12 protein-coding genes are annotated in these 15,098 nt (G+C 52.8%); all 12 read left to right on the top strand.

The features are described from left to right. Positions 1-272: 272 nt before the first annotated feature. The 12 genes from sdhC to ybgE all read left to right on the top strand — a co-directional run bounded on the left by sdhC (position 273) and on the right by ybgE (position 14,971). Positions 273-677 (top strand): succinate dehydrogenase cytochrome b556 subunit, encoded by a 405-nt coding sequence (sdhC, locus tag ACLJR2_RS13110; RefSeq protein ID WP_000263340.1) that lies wholly within the window; start codon positions 273-275, stop codon positions 675-677. Then, complete coding sequence (gene sdhD / locus ACLJR2_RS13105) at positions 671-1,018, top strand: succinate dehydrogenase membrane anchor subunit (RefSeq protein WP_000254356.1); 348 nt, start codon at positions 671-673, stop codon at positions 1,016-1,018. The genes sdhC and sdhD overlap by 7 nt, the downstream gene beginning before the upstream one ends. Next, positions 1,018-2,784 (top strand): succinate dehydrogenase flavoprotein subunit, encoded by a 1,767-nt coding sequence (sdhA, locus tag ACLJR2_RS13100; RefSeq protein ID WP_000775561.1) that lies wholly within the window; start codon positions 1,018-1,020, stop codon positions 2,782-2,784. The genes sdhD and sdhA overlap by 1 nt, the downstream gene beginning before the upstream one ends. A 16-nt stretch (positions 2,785-2,800) precedes the next feature. Continuing rightward, positions 2,801-3,517 (top strand): succinate dehydrogenase iron-sulfur subunit SdhB, encoded by a 717-nt coding sequence (gene sdhB, locus ACLJR2_RS13095; RefSeq protein WP_001727709.1) that lies wholly within the window; start codon positions 2,801-2,803, stop codon positions 3,515-3,517. A gap of 525 nt (positions 3,518-4,042) precedes the next feature. Continuing rightward, positions 4,043-6,844, top strand: coding sequence for a 2-oxoglutarate dehydrogenase E1 component (gene sucA / locus ACLJR2_RS13090; protein WP_001181500.1), 2,802 nt, complete (start codon positions 4,043-4,045; stop codon positions 6,842-6,844). Between the two features lie 14 nt (positions 6,845-6,858). Beyond that, positions 6,859-8,067 (top strand): 2-oxoglutarate dehydrogenase complex dihydrolipoyllysine-residue succinyltransferase, encoded by a 1,209-nt coding sequence (odhB, locus tag ACLJR2_RS13085; protein WP_000099858.1) that lies wholly within the window; start codon positions 6,859-6,861, stop codon positions 8,065-8,067. Positions 8,068-8,208: 141 nt separating this feature from the next. Further along, positions 8,209-9,375, top strand: coding sequence for an ADP-forming succinate--CoA ligase subunit beta (gene sucC, locus ACLJR2_RS13080; protein WP_001048590.1), 1,167 nt, complete (start codon positions 8,209-8,211; stop codon positions 9,373-9,375). Next, on the top strand, positions 9,375-10,244 hold the full coding sequence (gene sucD, locus ACLJR2_RS13075) for a succinate--CoA ligase subunit alpha (protein ID WP_000114631.1): 870 nt from the start codon (positions 9,375-9,377) through the stop codon (positions 10,242-10,244). The genes sucC and sucD overlap by 1 nt, the downstream gene beginning before the upstream one ends. Positions 10,245-11,826: 1,582 nt before the next feature. Then, positions 11,827-13,395 carry a cytochrome ubiquinol oxidase subunit I gene (cydA, locus tag ACLJR2_RS13070; protein WP_000884369.1) on the top strand — a complete coding sequence of 523 codons (1,569 nt, stop codon included), beginning with the start codon at positions 11,827-11,829 and terminating at the stop codon, positions 13,393-13,395. A gap of 15 nt (positions 13,396-13,410) precedes the next feature. After that, a complete protein-coding gene (gene cydB, locus ACLJR2_RS13065) occupies positions 13,411-14,550 on the top strand; it encodes a cytochrome d ubiquinol oxidase subunit II (RefSeq protein ID WP_000568258.1) in 1,140 nt (379 codons plus the stop codon). A gap of 14 nt (positions 14,551-14,564) precedes the next feature. Further along, positions 14,565-14,678: a cytochrome bd-I oxidase subunit CydX gene (gene cydX, locus ACLJR2_RS13060; RefSeq protein WP_000270278.1), complete on the top strand. Its 114-nt coding sequence runs from the start codon at positions 14,565-14,567 to the stop codon at positions 14,676-14,678. Beyond that, the gene (ybgE, locus tag ACLJR2_RS13055) at positions 14,678-14,971 is read left to right on the top strand and encodes a cyd operon protein YbgE (protein ID WP_000148790.1); all 294 of its coding nucleotides are present in this window, start codon (positions 14,678-14,680) and stop codon (positions 14,969-14,971) included. Before cydX ends, ybgE begins: the two co-directional genes overlap by 1 nt. The last annotated feature ends 127 nt before the right edge of the window (positions 14,972-15,098 follow it).

Here is a 15,098-nt window from a genome sequence, read left to right as displayed (position 1 = left end):
AAAACCCGACAAACTATATGTAGGTTAATTGTAATGATTTTGTGAACGTCCTATACTGCCGCCAGGTCTCCGGAATACCCTGCAATCCCGAGCCACCCAGCGTTGTAACGTGTCGTTTTAGCTACTGGAAGCAGTGTTTTACATGACGCGCAGTTATAGAAAGGACGCTGTCTGACCCGCACGCAGACCGGAGGAAGGAAATCCCGTCGTCTTTCTGGCTACAGGTAGATTCATCTCTGTAACCGAAGTCTTAAGGGAATAATAAGAACAGCATGTGGGCGTTATTCATGATAAGAAATGTGAAAAAACAAAGACCTGTCAATCTGGATCTACAAACGATTCGGTTCCCCATCACAGCGATAGCGTCCATTCTCCATCGCGTATCCGGTGTGATTACTTTCATCGCCGTCGGCATACTACTGTGGCTACTGGGCACCAGCCTCTCTTCTCCGGAAGGATTCCAGCAGGCCGCCGACATCATGGACGGCTTCATCGTTAAATTTATCATGTGGGGCATCCTTACCGCGCTGGCGTATCACGTCATCGTGGGAATTCGTCACATGTTAATGGATTTTGGCTATCTGGAAGAAACATTCGAAGCGGGTCAACGCTCTGCCAAAATCTCTTTTGTTATCACTGTCGTGCTTTCACTTCTCGCAGGAGTCCTCGTATGGTAAGCAACGCCTCCGCATTAGGACGCAATGGCGTACATGACTTCATCCTGGTCCGTGCTACCGCTATCGTTCTGACGTTATACATCATCTACATGGTGGGTTTTTTCGCCACGAGCGGCGAACTGACCTTTGAAGCCTGGACCGGTTTCTTCTCATCGGCCTTCACCAAAGTCTTCACCCTGCTGGCGCTTTTTTCCATCTTGATTCATGCCTGGATCGGCATGTGGCAGGTGTTAACCGACTACGTTAAACCACTGGCAGTGCGTCTGATACTGCAACTCGTTATTGTTGTTGCGCTGGTGGTTTACGTCATCTATGGATTTGTTGTGGTGTGGGGTGTGTAATGAAACTGCCAGTCAGAGAATTTGATGCTGTTGTGATTGGTGCCGGTGGCGCAGGTATGCGCGCGGCGCTGCAAATTTCCCAAAGCGGCCAAACCTGTGCGCTGCTCTCGAAAGTCTTCCCGACCCGTTCCCATACCGTTTCCGCGCAGGGCGGTATCACCGTGGCGCTCGGCAATACCCATGAAGATAACTGGGAATGGCACATGTACGACACCGTAAAAGGGTCGGACTACATTGGTGACCAGGATGCCATCGAATATATGTGTAAGACCGGACCGGAAGCGATTCTGGAACTGGAGCACATGGGGCTACCGTTCTCCCGTCTTGATGATGGACGTATCTATCAGCGCCCGTTCGGCGGCCAGTCGAAAAACTTTGGCGGCGAGCAGGCGGCACGTACCGCGGCAGCGGCTGACCGTACCGGTCACGCCTTGCTACATACGCTGTATCAACAGAATTTGAAAAACCACACCACGATTTTCTCCGAATGGTATGCGCTGGATCTGGTGAAAAACCAGGATGGCGCTGTGGTGGGGTGTACCGCACTGTGCATCGAAACCGGTGAAGTGGTGTACTTCAAAGCCCGCGCGACGGTGCTGGCGACCGGCGGCGCAGGCCGTATCTACCAGTCCACCACCAACGCTCACATCAATACTGGTGATGGTGTCGGTATGGCGCTGCGTGCCGGTGTCCCGGTGCAGGACATGGAAATGTGGCAGTTCCACCCGACCGGTATCGCCGGGGCGGGCGTGCTGGTGACAGAAGGCTGCCGCGGCGAAGGCGGTTACCTGCTGAACAAACACGGCGAGCGCTTTATGGAGCGTTATGCGCCGAACGCCAAAGACCTGGCGGGTCGTGACGTGGTGGCGCGTTCCATCATGATCGAAATCCGTGAAGGTCGCGGCTGTGATGGTCCGTGGGGGCCGCACGCTAAACTGAAACTGGATCACCTGGGTAAAGAGGTGCTGGAATCTCGCCTGCCGGGTATCCTGGAGCTGTCCCGCACATTCGCCCACGTTGACCCGGTGAAAGAGCCGATTCCGGTTATCCCGACCTGCCACTACATGATGGGCGGTATTCCGACTAAAGTGACCGGTCAGGCGCTGACCGTGAACGAGCAGGGCGAAGATGTGGTGATTCCGGGGCTGTTTGCGGTAGGCGAAATCGCCTGTGTATCGGTTCACGGCGCCAACCGTCTGGGCGGTAACTCACTGCTGGATCTGGTGGTCTTTGGCCGTGCGGCGGGGCTGCATTTACAGGAATCCATCGCCGAGCAGGGCGTGCTGCGCGACGCCAGCGAGTCTGACGTTGAAGGTTCTCTGGAGCGCCTGAATCGCTGGAACAATAACCGCAATGGCGAAGATCCGGTGGCTATCCGCAAAGCGTTGCAGGAGTGTATGCAGCATAACTTCTCCGTATTCCGTGAAGGCGACGCGATGGCGAAAGGGCTTGAGCAGTTGAAAGTGATCCGCGAGCGTCTGAAAAACGCCCGTCTGGATGACACGTCCAGCGAGTTTAATACCCAGCGTGTTGAGTGTCTGGAGCTGGATAACCTGATGGAAACCGCCTACGCCACTGCCGTATCAGCCAACTTCCGAACGGAAAGCCGCGGCGCGCATAGCCGCTTCGATTTCCCGGAGCGTGATGATGCCAACTGGTTGTGTCATACCCTGTATCAGCCGCAAACGGAATCCATGACGCGCCGAAGCGTCAATATGGAACCGAAACTGCGTCCGGCGTTCCCGCCGAAGATTCGTACTTATTAATTGCGGAGACAGGATGATGAAACTCGAATTTTCGATTTATCGTTATAACCCGGATGTCGATAACGCTCCGCGTATGCAGGATTACACCCTGGAAGGCGAAGAAGGGCGCGACATGATGCTGCTGGATGCGTTAATCCAGCTTAAAGAAAAAGATCCCAGCCTTTCTTTCCGCCGTTCCTGCCGCGAAGGTGTGTGTGGTTCTGATGGTTTGAATATGAACGGTAAGAATGGTCTGGCCTGTATTACCCCTATTTCGGCGCTGAACCAGCCGGGTAAGAAGATTGTGATTCGCCCGCTACCCGGTTTGCCGGTGATCCGCGATTTGGTGGTAGACATGGGGCAATTCTACGCACAATATGAGAAGATTAAGCCTTACTTATTGAATAATGGGCAAAATCCACCGGCTCGTGAGCATCTGCAGATGCCAGAGCAGCGTGAAAAACTCGATGGGCTGTATGAATGTATTCTTTGCGCCTGTTGCTCAACATCCTGCCCGTCATTCTGGTGGAACCCGGATAAGTTTATCGGTCCGGCGGGTCTGCTCGCGGCGTATCGATTCCTGATCGATAGTCGTGATACCGAGACCGATAGTCGTCTGGAAGGGATGAGCGATGCATTCAGCGTATTCCGCTGTCACAGCATTATGAACTGCGTCAGTGTATGTCCTAAGGGACTGAACCCGACGCGCGCTATCGGCCATATTAAGTCGATGCTGTTGCAGCGTAGTGCGTAAGTAGTTGTAGTGGTTGCCGGATGGCGACGTACCGTCTTATCCGGCCTACGGGTTACGTATTCTGTAGGCCTGATAAGCCAGGCGCCATCGGGCAATAGAAGTGCAGGAAACCTCTAAAAACTGCCATATGATTAGTAATAATCGAGATGTTCAGAGCGAGACAAGGCGCGGTCTGAACGAATCTTCGGGAGCATAGTTAACTATGTGACCGGAGTGAGCGAAGGCCGCAACGCAGTCGTAGCCTGAACAGCGAAGATTATTAGACAGTTTTTAAAGGTTCCTTAGCGGACGCAGATGACACGACAGTCCGCAACAAGTGAACCCCGGCACGCATACAGCGTATGCGTGGTTAGTATCCACGGCGAAATACTCGTCATAGTTCACGTTGCATGTGCGTTGGCTGCACTTGCTCACCCCGGTCACTTACTGGATGTAAGCTCCCAGGGATTCGCAAGCTTGCCGCCTTCCTGAAACGTGACCTATTTAGAGTATTAAATAAGCAGAAAAGATGCTTAAGGGATCACGATGCAGAACAGCGCTTTGAAAGCCTGGTTGGACTCTTCTTACCTCTCTGGTTCGAATCAGAGCTGGATAGAACAGCTCTATGAAGACTTCTTAACCGATCCTGACTCGGTAGACGCTAACTGGCGTTTGACGTTCCAGCAGTTACCTGGTACCGGAGTCAAACCGGATCAACTCCATTCAAAAACACGTGAATATTTCCGGCGGCAGGCGTTGGCTGGCTCACGTCACTCTTCTACGATTTCCGACCCTGACACCAATGTGAAGCAGGTTAAAGTCCTGCAGCTTATCAACGCTTATCGTTTCCGTGGCCATCAGCATGCAAACCTCGATCCGCTGGGTCTTTGGAAACAAGAACGCGTGGCGGATCTGGACCCTTCTTTCCATGATTTGACCGAGGCCGATTTCCAGGAAACCTTCAATGTCGGCTCCTTTGCCAGCGGCAAAGAGACGATGAAGCTGGGCGAGCTGCTCGACGCGCTCAAACAGACCTACTGTGGCCCGATTGGCGCTGAGTATATGCACATCACCAGCACCGAAGAGAAACGCTGGATCCAACAGCGCATCGAATCCGGTCGTGCGGCCTTTAGCGCTGACGAGAAAAAACGCTTCCTGAACGAACTGACCGCCGCTGAAGGGCTGGAACGTTATCTGGGCGCCAAATTCCCGGGTGCGAAACGTTTCTCGCTCGAGGGGGGAGATGCGCTGATACCCATGCTGAAAGAGATGGTTCGCCATGCGGGTAACAGCGGCACTCGCGAAGTGGTGCTGGGGATGGCGCACCGCGGTCGCCTGAACGTGCTGATCAACGTACTGGGTAAAAAACCGCAGGATCTGTTCGACGAATTTGCCGGTAAGCATAAAGAACATCTGGGTACCGGCGACGTGAAGTATCACATGGGCTTCTCGTCAGATATCGAAACCGAAGGCGGTCTGGTTCACCTGGCGCTGGCGTTTAACCCATCGCATCTGGAAATTGTGAGCCCGGTGGTGATGGGCTCCGTGCGCGCCCGTCTGGACAGACTGGACGAACCGAGCAGCAACAAAGTGTTGCCGATCACTATTCACGGCGACGCCGCGGTGACCGGCCAGGGCGTGGTTCAGGAAACCCTGAACATGTCGAAAGCGCGCGGTTACGAAGTGGGCGGTACGGTACGTATCGTTATCAACAACCAGGTGGGTTTCACCACCTCTAACCCACTGGATGCGCGTTCAACGCCTTACTGCACCGATATCGGTAAAATGGTCCAGGCGCCGATTTTCCACGTCAATGCGGACGATCCGGAAGCCGTCGCTTTTGTGACCCGTCTGGCGCTGGACTTCCGTAACACCTTTAAACGTGATGTGTTCATCGATCTGGTGTGCTACCGCCGTCACGGCCACAACGAAGCCGACGAGCCAAGCGCAACCCAGCCGCTGATGTACCAGAAAATCAAAAAGCATCCGACGCCGCGTAAAATCTACGCCGACAAACTGGAAGCTGATAAGGTCGCAACGCTGGAAGATGCCACTGAAATGGTCAACCTCTATCGCGATGCGCTGGATGCAGGCGAATGCGTGGTGAAAGAGTGGCGTCCGATGAATATGCACTCGTTCACCTGGTCGCCGTATCTAAACCACGAATGGGATGAAGCATACCCGAACAAGGTAGAAATGAAGCGTCTGCAGGAGCTGGCAAAACGTATCAGCACCGTGCCGGAAGCCATTGAAATGCAGTCTCGCGTGGCGAAAATTTATGGCGACCGTCAGGCAATGGCGGCAGGCGAGAAATTGTTTGACTGGGGCGGCGCGGAAAATCTGGCTTACGCCACGCTGGTCGATGAAGGCATTCCGGTGCGCCTGTCCGGGGAAGACTCTGGTCGCGGCACCTTCTTCCATCGTCATGCGGTGATCCACAACCAGACGAACGGCTCAACGTATACGCCGTTGCAGCATATTCACAGCGGTCAGGGACAGTTTAAAGTCTGGGACTCCGTGCTGTCTGAAGAAGCGGTACTGGCTTTTGAATACGGTTATGCCACGGCGGAACCACGTACCCTGACTATCTGGGAAGCGCAGTTTGGCGATTTTGCCAACGGCGCGCAGGTGGTGATTGACCAGTTCATCTCCTCCGGCGAGCAGAAATGGGGCCGGATGTGCGGCCTCGTGATGCTGTTGCCGCACGGCTATGAAGGGCAGGGGCCGGAGCACTCTTCCGCGCGTCTGGAACGTTATCTGCAACTTTGCGCCGAGCAGAATATGCAGGTTTGCGTGCCGTCCACCCCGGCGCAGGTCTACCATATGCTGCGCCGTCAGGCGCTGCGCGGGATGCGTCGTCCGCTGGTGGTGATGTCGCCGAAATCGCTGCTGCGTCACCCGCTGGCGGTTTCCACGCTTGATGAACTGGCGAACGGTTCCTTCCAGCCGGCCATTGGCGAAATTGACGAGCTGGACCCTAAAGCCGTAAAACGCGTGGTAATGTGTTCTGGTAAGGTTTATTACGACCTGCTGGAACAACGTCGCAAAAACGACCAGAAAGATGTCGCTATCGTGCGCATCGAACAGCTCTATCCGTTCCCGCATAAAGCGGTGCAGGAAGCGCTGCAACCATACGCTCACGTCCATGATTTTGTCTGGTGCCAGGAAGAGCCGCTCAACCAGGGCGCATGGTACTGCAGTCAGCATCATTTCCGTGAAGTGATTCCGTTTGGGGCCGCTCTGCGTTATGCAGGTCGCCCGGCCTCCGCCTCTCCGGCGGTAGGGTATATGTCCGTTCACCAGAAACAGCAACAAGATCTGGTTAATGACGCGCTGAACGTCGATTAAATAAAGGATAAATAATGAGTAGCGTAGATATTCTTGTTCCCGACCTGCCTGAGTCCGTAGCGGACGCGACCGTCGCCACCTGGCATAAAAAACCGGGCGATGCGGTTGTTCGTGACGAAGTGCTGGTAGAAATCGAAACTGACAAAGTGGTACTGGAAGTACCGGCATCAGCGGACGGCATTCTGGATGCGGTTCTGGAAGAAGAGGGGACGACTGTCACCTCTCGCCAGATCCTGGGTCGCCTGCGTGAAGGCAACAGCGCGGGTAAAGAGACCAGCGCGAAATCTGAAGAGAAAGCGTCTACGCCGGCACAGCGCCAGCAGGCGTCGCTGGAAGAACAAAACAACGATGCGCTCAGCCCGGCGATCCGTCGCCTGCTGGCTGAACACAATCTGGAAGCCAGCGCCATTAAAGGCACTGGTGTGGGTGGGCGTCTGACCCGTGAAGATGTGGAAAAACATCTGGCGAAAGGCGAGTCTAAAGCACCCGCTGTTGAACCTGCAGCACAACCCGCTCTGGGCGCGCGCGGCGAAAAACGCGTGCCAATGACCCGCCTGCGTAAGCGCGTGGCCGAGCGTCTGCTGGAAGCGAAAAATTCCACCGCCATGCTGACGACCTTCAATGAAGTCAACATGAAGCCGATTATGGATTTGCGTAAGCAGTATGGCGAAGTGTTTGAAAAACGTCATGGTATCCGCCTGGGCTTTATGTCCTTCTACGTGAAAGCGGTAGTAGAAGCGCTGAAGCGTTATCCGGAAGTGAACGCCTCTATCGACGGCGATGACGTGGTGTATCACAACTACTTCGACGTCAGCATGGCGGTGTCTACGCCGCGCGGCCTGGTCACGCCGGTCCTGCGTGACGTGGATACGCTGGGCATGGCTGACATTGAGAAAAAAATTAAAGAACTGGCTGTCAAAGGCCGCGACGGCAAGCTGACCGTAGAAGACCTGACCGGCGGTAACTTTACCATTACCAACGGCGGCGTATTCGGTTCGCTGATGTCTACCCCGATCATCAACCCGCCGCAGAGCGCGATTCTGGGAATGCATGCTATTAAAGACAGGCCGATGGCGGTGGATGGCAAGGTGGAAATCCTGCCGATGATGTATCTGGCGCTCTCTTACGATCATCGCCTGATCGATGGTCGCGAATCCGTGGGCTTCCTGGTCACCATCAAAGAGTTGCTGGAAGATCCGACCCGTCTGCTGTTGGACGTGTAGTCAGCAAGAGCATCACCTGCTACCTGTAGGCCGGATAAGGCGTTCACGCCGCCATCCGGCGATGGTGTAATGCCTGATGGCGCGCAGCTTTCAGGCCTACAGGTCTAAAGATAACGATTACCTGAAGGATGGACAGAACACATGAACTTACATGAATATCAGGCAAAACAACTTTTTGCCCGCTATGGCTTACCGGCGCCGGTGGGTTATGCCTGTACTACTCCGCGTGAAGCCGAAGAAGCCGCGTCTAAAATCGGTGCCGGCCCGTGGGTAGTGAAATGTCAGGTTCACGCTGGCGGCCGCGGCAAAGCGGGCGGTGTGAAGGTAGTAAAAAGCAAAGAAGAGATTCGCGCCTTCGCGGAAAACTGGCTGGGCAAACGTCTGGTGACCTATCAAACAGACGCTAATGGCCAACCGGTAAACCAGATTCTGGTTGAAGCGGCGACCGACATCGGCAAAGAACTGTACCTCGGCGCGGTAGTTGACCGTAGTTCTCGTCGCGTGGTCTTTATGGCGTCTACCGAAGGCGGCGTAGAGATCGAAAAAGTTGCGGAGGAAACCCCGCATCTGATCCATAAAGTCGCGCTCGATCCGCTGACCGGCCCGATGCCGTATCAGGGACGGGAACTGGCGTTCAAATTGGGTCTGGAAGGTAAACTGGTGCAGCAGTTCACCAAAATCTTTATGGGCCTGGCAACCATTTTCCTTGAGCGCGACCTGGCGCTAATCGAAATTAATCCGCTGGTGATCACTAAGCAGGGCGATCTGATTTGCCTCGACGGCAAGCTGGGCGCTGACGGCAACGCGCTGTTCCGCCAGCCGGATCTGCGCGAAATGCGCGACCAGTCTCAGGAAGACCCGCGTGAAGCGCAGGCGGCACAGTGGGAACTGAACTACGTCGCGCTGGACGGCAACATCGGTTGCATGGTGAACGGCGCGGGCCTGGCGATGGGCACCATGGACATCGTTAAGCTGCATGGCGGCGAACCGGCTAACTTCCTTGACGTAGGCGGCGGCGCAACCAAAGAGCGCGTCACCGAAGCGTTTAAAATTATCCTCTCGGATGACAACGTGAAAGCGGTTCTGGTTAACATCTTCGGCGGTATCGTCCGTTGTGACCTGATTGCCGACGGTATCATCGGCGCGGTGGAAGAAGTGGGCGTGAACGTTCCGGTGGTGGTGCGTCTGGAAGGCAACAACGCCGAACTCGGCGCGAAGAAACTGGCTGACAGTGGCCTGAATATTATTGCAGCGAAAAGTCTGACGGATGCAGCTCAGCAGGTTGTTGCCGCAGTGGAGGGGAAATAATGTCCGTTTTAATTAATAAAGATACCAAGGTTATCTGCCAGGGCTTCACCGGTAGCCAGGGGACTTTCCACTCCGAACAGGCGATTGCTTACGGTACGCAAATGGTCGGCGGCGTAACGCCGGGCAAAGGCGGCACCACGCATCTGGGTCTGCCGGTGTTCAACACCGTGCGCGAAGCAGTAGAAGCTACCGGTGCGACCGCATCCGTTATCTACGTCCCGGCGCCGTTCTGCAAAGACTCCATTCTGGAAGCGATCGACGCAGGCATCAAACTGATTATCACCATCACCGAAGGTATTCCGACGCTGGATATGCTGACCGTGAAAGTGAAGCTGGACGAAGCGGGCGTACGCATGATCGGCCCGAACTGCCCAGGTGTGATCACCCCGGGCGAATGCAAAATCGGCATCATGCCGGGTCACATTCATAAGCCGGGTAAAGTGGGTATCGTTTCCCGTTCCGGCACGCTGACCTATGAAGCGGTTAAGCAGACCACCGACTACGGTTTCGGCCAGTCCACCTGCGTGGGTATCGGCGGCGACCCGATTCCGGGCTCTAACTTCATCGACATTCTGAAACTGTTCCAGGAAGATCCGCAGACTGAAGCGATCGTGATGATCGGCGAGATCGGCGGTAGCGCAGAAGAAGAAGCGGCGGCTTACATTAAAGACCACGTGACCAAGCCGGTTGTTGGCTATATCGCGGGTGTTACCGCGCCGAAAGGCAAGCGTATGGGCCACGCGGGCGCCATCATTGCCGGTGGTAAAGGCACTGCGGATGAAAAATTTGCCGCGCTGGAAGCCGCGGGCGTGAAAACCGTTCGCAGCCTGGCCGATATCGGCGAAGCGCTGAAAGCAATTATAAAATAAAACTCGCTGTTCCTGCGGGAACAGATAAATGTCCGTTTTCGACATGGTTGGCCACCTTTACGGTGGCCTTTTTTATGGCTTTATTGTTTGTGGCAAAGTACGGGTGAAGCATCCGGGATATAAAATTATTGGCTTTGTAAATATTGAACTATAGGAAAATGATGCCTCATTAAAAAAACATGGTGGAGTCTAAAAATAATTGATAATAACCGTCTGGCAGCGGCAGTAAATTTACTCAGATTGCTGGTTAACTCTTTTTCAGCAAATACAGATGCTGTCTTAGTGAAAGACCTGCCGACCTCACTGGAGACGGATTATGCGCTTTCCGCCATGAAAAAAACGCATCGCAGCATTACACTATGTTGACGCTAACCTCTATAGTAAATTGACGCTTGACTCTGTGGCCGCGCATGTTTGCCTGAGCGCGAACTACATGTCTCCTCAGATGTATCGCGCTTACACAGACTGCTTGTTTAATGGCAGAATAAAACAGCTATTTTAATCATAAGAGTACCGACATTATTTCCATGAAGTATTAAAGATATCGTTTAATAAATCATATGAACTTTTGCTGGTTAAAAGAGGTTAACTTTAAAAATTATTAAGAACTTATTGACACTATTCGTTCGTGATTAATCATGTTTAAAGGGTATTTATGGCTGCGAATAAACAGAATTATCACTATGAGTGACGTAGATATTGAGGGTAAATCTGTGAAGGTGATAACAGAATCTTCACTATAATAATTATAGAGAGGCAAATACGGTGTTATTGAAATAAAGAAAAATTAGCGAATAAAATGTTTGTTTCTGGCTATCTGGAAAGCTTATTAGCGATAATTAAGGCGATAACCTGGCAAGATGATCCTGGCCGTTAGTCGTCGGGAAAGGGAAGTTGGGGCAGGGTAATCCCGGTGGGATGATGGCGCGTGTGCAATGAGATAGTTTCTTTGCGGTGTTAATTATAAGTAAAATAAAAATAGACTAAATGTATAAAATAATAAGTGTTGATAACCTACAGAAAAAATCTGTGAGCTATTTAGCAATAATTGAACATCAATGTGGAATGTTTTTTACGGGATGCGGGGCAGTAAAAAACGCACAAAATGTTTAGCCTTACCGAATAAGCCTCTTTTTACAGGGAGTTTGAAATTACTCTTTGCAAAAACAAAAAGTTAACAAAAAATTCACCATGCATTCAATGAATAAACATTATTAACATTAACTTCAAAAATTGATTTTAATCAATATTTAAATGTTGGAAAAGAGCATCAAAACTGGTTAAATTGTCCGTGATCAAATTCCCTGAAAAGCGATAGATTAGCCATAAATTGATCGCTGTCGAAAAAAGCAAATCTGACCCACTAAAAACCTGTTTATTGTAAGGGTTTTACGGCGTAATATATTTGCGGGATCAATTTGGGTTTTTTATTAACATGTTTGTAACTTTTCATCATTACTGTTTCCTTCCCGAGGGGATAGTACGATGGAAGGCCGCAAATAAATTTGTATTGGGGCATGCGTGTGACCCTTTCTAACGGGGTTCACTCTCGGAGTCTTCATGCGATGAGCAAGGAGTCATGATGTTAGATATAGTCGAACTGTCGCGCTTACAGTTTGCCTTGACCGCGATGTACCACTTCCTGTTTGTGCCGCTAACGCTCGGTATGGCGTTCCTGCTGGCCATTATGGAAACGGTATACGTCCTTTCCGGCAAACAGATTTATAAAGATATGACCAAGTTCTGGGGCAAGTTGTTTGGTATCAACTTTGCTCTGGGTGTGGCTACCGGTTTGACCATGGAGTTCCAGTTCGGGACAAACTGGTCGTACTACTCCCACTATGTTGGGGACATCTTCGGTGCGCCGCTGGCCATCGAAGGTTTGATGGCCTTCTTCCTCGAATCCACCTTTGTAGGTCTGTTCTTCTTCGGCTGGGATCGTCTGAGTAAAGTTCAGCATATGTGCGTCACCTGGCTGGTGGCTCTGGGGTCCAACCTCTCCGCGTTGTGGATTCTGGTAGCGAACGGCTGGATGCAAAACCCAATCGCTGCGGATTTCAATTTCGAAACCATGCGTATGGAAATGGTGAGCTTCTCTGAACTGGTACTGAACCCGGTAGCACAGGTGAAATTTGTTCACACTGTGGCGTCCGGCTATGTCACCGGCGCGATGTTCATCCTCGGTATCAGCGCTTACTACATGCTGAAAGGTCGTGACTTCGCCTTTGCTAAACGCTCCTTTGCTATTGCTGCCAGCTTCGGTATGGCTGCCGTACTGTCCGTTATCGTACTCGGTGACGAATCCGGTTACGAAATGGGCGACGTGCAGAAAACCAAGCTCGCTGCGATTGAAGCAGAATGGGAAACGCAACCTGCTCCGGCCTCCTTTACCCTGTTCGGCATTCCTGACCAGGACAAACAGGAAAACCATCTGGCGATTCAGATTCCTTATGCGCTCGGCATTATCGCTACGCGTTCCGTGGACACGCCGGTTATTGGCCTGAAAGATCTCATGGTTCAGCATGAAGAGCGTATCCGTAACGGGATGAAAGCCTATGAACTGCTGGAGCAGCTGCGCGCCGGTTCTACCGACCAGGCCGTTCGCGACCAGTTTAACAGCATGAAGAAAGATCTCGGTTACGGCCTGCTGCTGAAACGCTATACGCCTAATGTGACTGACGCGACCGAAGCGCAGATCCAGCAAGCGACGAAAGATTCTATTCCTCGCGTTGCGCCGCTGTACTTCGCTTTCCGTATCATGGTGGCGTGCGGCTTCCTGCTGCTGGCGATTATCGCACTTTCCTTCTGGAGCGTGATTCGTAACCGCATCGGTGAGAAAAAATGGCTGTTGCGCGCGGCGCTGTACGGCATTCCACTGCCGTGGATTGCGGTTGAAGCAGGTTGGTTCGTCGCCGAGTATGGTCGTCAGCCGTGGGCGATCGGCGAAGTGTTGCCGACAGCCGTGGCGAACTCATCGCTGACCGTGGGCGATCTGCTGTTCTCCATGTTCCTGATTTGCGGCCTGTATACCCTGTTCCTGGTGGCAGAATTGTTCCTGATGTTCAAATTTGCACGCCTTGGCCCAAGCAGCCTGAAAACCGGTCGCTATCACTTTGAGCAGTCCACCGTGACTTCTCAGCCGGCACGCTAAGACAGGAGTCGTCAAATGATCGATTATGAAGTACTACGTTTTATCTGGTGGCTGCTGGTTGGCATTTTGCTAATTGGTTTCGCCGTCACCGATGGGTTCGACATGGGGGTGGGGATGCTCACCCGTTTCCTCGGTCGTAACGACACCGAACGTCGAATTATGATTAACTCTATCGCCCCACACTGGGACGGTAACCAGGTGTGGTTGATCACCGCGGGCGGTGCGTTGTTTGCTGCCTGGCCGATGGTTTACGCTGCGGCGTTCTCCGGTTTCTATGTGGCGATGATCCTGGTGCTGGCGTCGTTGTTCTTCCGTCCGGTCGGTTTTGATTACCGTTCCAAGATTGAAGACCCGCGCTGGCGCAACATGTGGGACTGGGGCGTGTTCATCGGTAGCTTTGTGCCGCCGCTGGTGATTGGCGTGGCCTTTGGCAACCTGTTGCAGGGCGTACCGTTCCACGTGGATGAGTATCTGCGTCTGTACTACACCGGTAACTTCTTCCAGTTGCTGAACCCGTTTGGTCTGCTGGCGGGTATCGTAAGCGTAGGGATGATCATCACGCAGGGGGCGACTTACCTGCAAATGCGTACCGTTGGCGAACTGCACCTGCGCGCGCGCGCCACCTCGCAGATTGCGGCGCTGGTGACATTAGTGTGCTTTGCGCTGGCGGGCGTTTGGGTAATGTATGGTATTGATGGTTATGTCGTGACATCCGCGATTGATCATCATGCCGCCTCTAACCCGCTGACTAAAGAAGTGGCGCGTGAAGCTGGCGCCTGGCTGGTGAACTTTAATAATGCTCCGATCCTGTGGTTGGTTCCGGCTCTGGGCGTGGTTCTGCCGCTGCTGACTATCCTGACTTCCCGTATGGAGAAAGGCGCGTGGGCATTCCTGTTCTCTTCGCTGACCCTGGCCTGCATTATTCTGACGGCGGGTATCGCTATGTTCCCATTTGTGATGCCGTCCAGCACGATGATGAATGCCAGCCTGACCATGTGGGATGCGACATCCAGCCAGATGACGCTGAACCTGATGACCTGGGTTGCGGCGGTGTTCGTACCGATCATTCTGATCTACACCAGCTGGTGTTACTGGAAAATGTTCGGTCGTATCACTAAAGAACATATTGAAAGCAACACCCACTCTCTGTACTAAGTAAGGAGCTTAAAATGTGGTATTTCGCATGGATTCTGGGAACGCTTCTTGCCTGTGCATTCGGGATCATTACCGCCCTGGCGCTTGAGCACGTTGAAGCGGGTAAAACCGGTCAAGAAGAAAGCTAATGACCCATATTATCGCAAAACTGTATGCGGTAATGGACAAGCGCCCGTTAAGGGCGCTTTCCTTCGTGATGGCGATAGTGCTGGCAGGATGTATGTTCTGGGACCCGTCACGGTTTGCCGCCAGGACCAGCACGCTTGAAATCTGGCACGGATTATTGCTGATGTGGGCGGTTTGCGCAGGCATAATCCACGGTGTGGGTTTTCGCCCTGAATCCGTACACTGGCAAGGGATTTTCTGTCCGCTCCTTGCGGATATCGTCCTTATCGTCGGCCTGATTTTCTTCTTCTTGTGAATAAGAAACCTCCTTAAAAATATAGGGGCTTGCATAAGCCCATATATTTTTACTCTCCCTTAACTTCCCCCCATTCCCAAGCCTCATTCCCACGCGTATAGTAGCAACGTTTAAAAGCTCTACTTTT

The organism is Salmonella sp. SAL03688 (assembly GCF_046551895.1).
Lineage (GTDB): Bacteria > Pseudomonadota > Gammaproteobacteria > Enterobacterales > Enterobacteriaceae > Salmonella > Salmonella enterica.
Note: the sequence above shows the minus strand (reverse complement) of the source record. Positions and strands in the feature narration are given on the sequence as shown.

What these genes read in the sequence shown, in the direction of transcription:
- sdhC (WP_000263340.1), top strand. Translation starts at nt 273, where the DNA reads ATGTGGGCGTTATTCATGATAAGAAATGTGAAAAAACAAAGACCTGTC.
- sdhD (WP_000254356.1), top strand. Translation starts at nt 671, where the DNA reads ATGGTAAGCAACGCCTCCGCATTAGGACGCAATGGCGTACATGACTTC.
- sdhA (WP_000775561.1), top strand. Translation starts at nt 1,018, where the DNA reads ATGAAACTGCCAGTCAGAGAATTTGATGCTGTTGTGATTGGTGCCGGT.
- sdhB (WP_001727709.1), top strand. Translation starts at nt 2,801, where the DNA reads ATGAAACTCGAATTTTCGATTTATCGTTATAACCCGGATGTCGATAAC.
- sucA (WP_001181500.1), top strand. Translation starts at nt 4,043, where the DNA reads ATGCAGAACAGCGCTTTGAAAGCCTGGTTGGACTCTTCTTACCTCTCT.
- odhB (WP_000099858.1), top strand. Translation starts at nt 6,859, where the DNA reads ATGAGTAGCGTAGATATTCTTGTTCCCGACCTGCCTGAGTCCGTAGCG.
- sucC (WP_001048590.1), top strand. Translation starts at nt 8,209, where the DNA reads ATGAACTTACATGAATATCAGGCAAAACAACTTTTTGCCCGCTATGGC.
- sucD (WP_000114631.1), top strand. Translation starts at nt 9,375, where the DNA reads ATGTCCGTTTTAATTAATAAAGATACCAAGGTTATCTGCCAGGGCTTC.
- cydA (WP_000884369.1), top strand. Translation starts at nt 11,827, where the DNA reads ATGTTAGATATAGTCGAACTGTCGCGCTTACAGTTTGCCTTGACCGCG.
- cydB (WP_000568258.1), top strand. Translation starts at nt 13,411, where the DNA reads ATGATCGATTATGAAGTACTACGTTTTATCTGGTGGCTGCTGGTTGGC.
- cydX (WP_000270278.1), top strand. Translation starts at nt 14,565, where the DNA reads ATGTGGTATTTCGCATGGATTCTGGGAACGCTTCTTGCCTGTGCATTC.
- ybgE (WP_000148790.1), top strand. Translation starts at nt 14,678, where the DNA reads ATGACCCATATTATCGCAAAACTGTATGCGGTAATGGACAAGCGCCCG.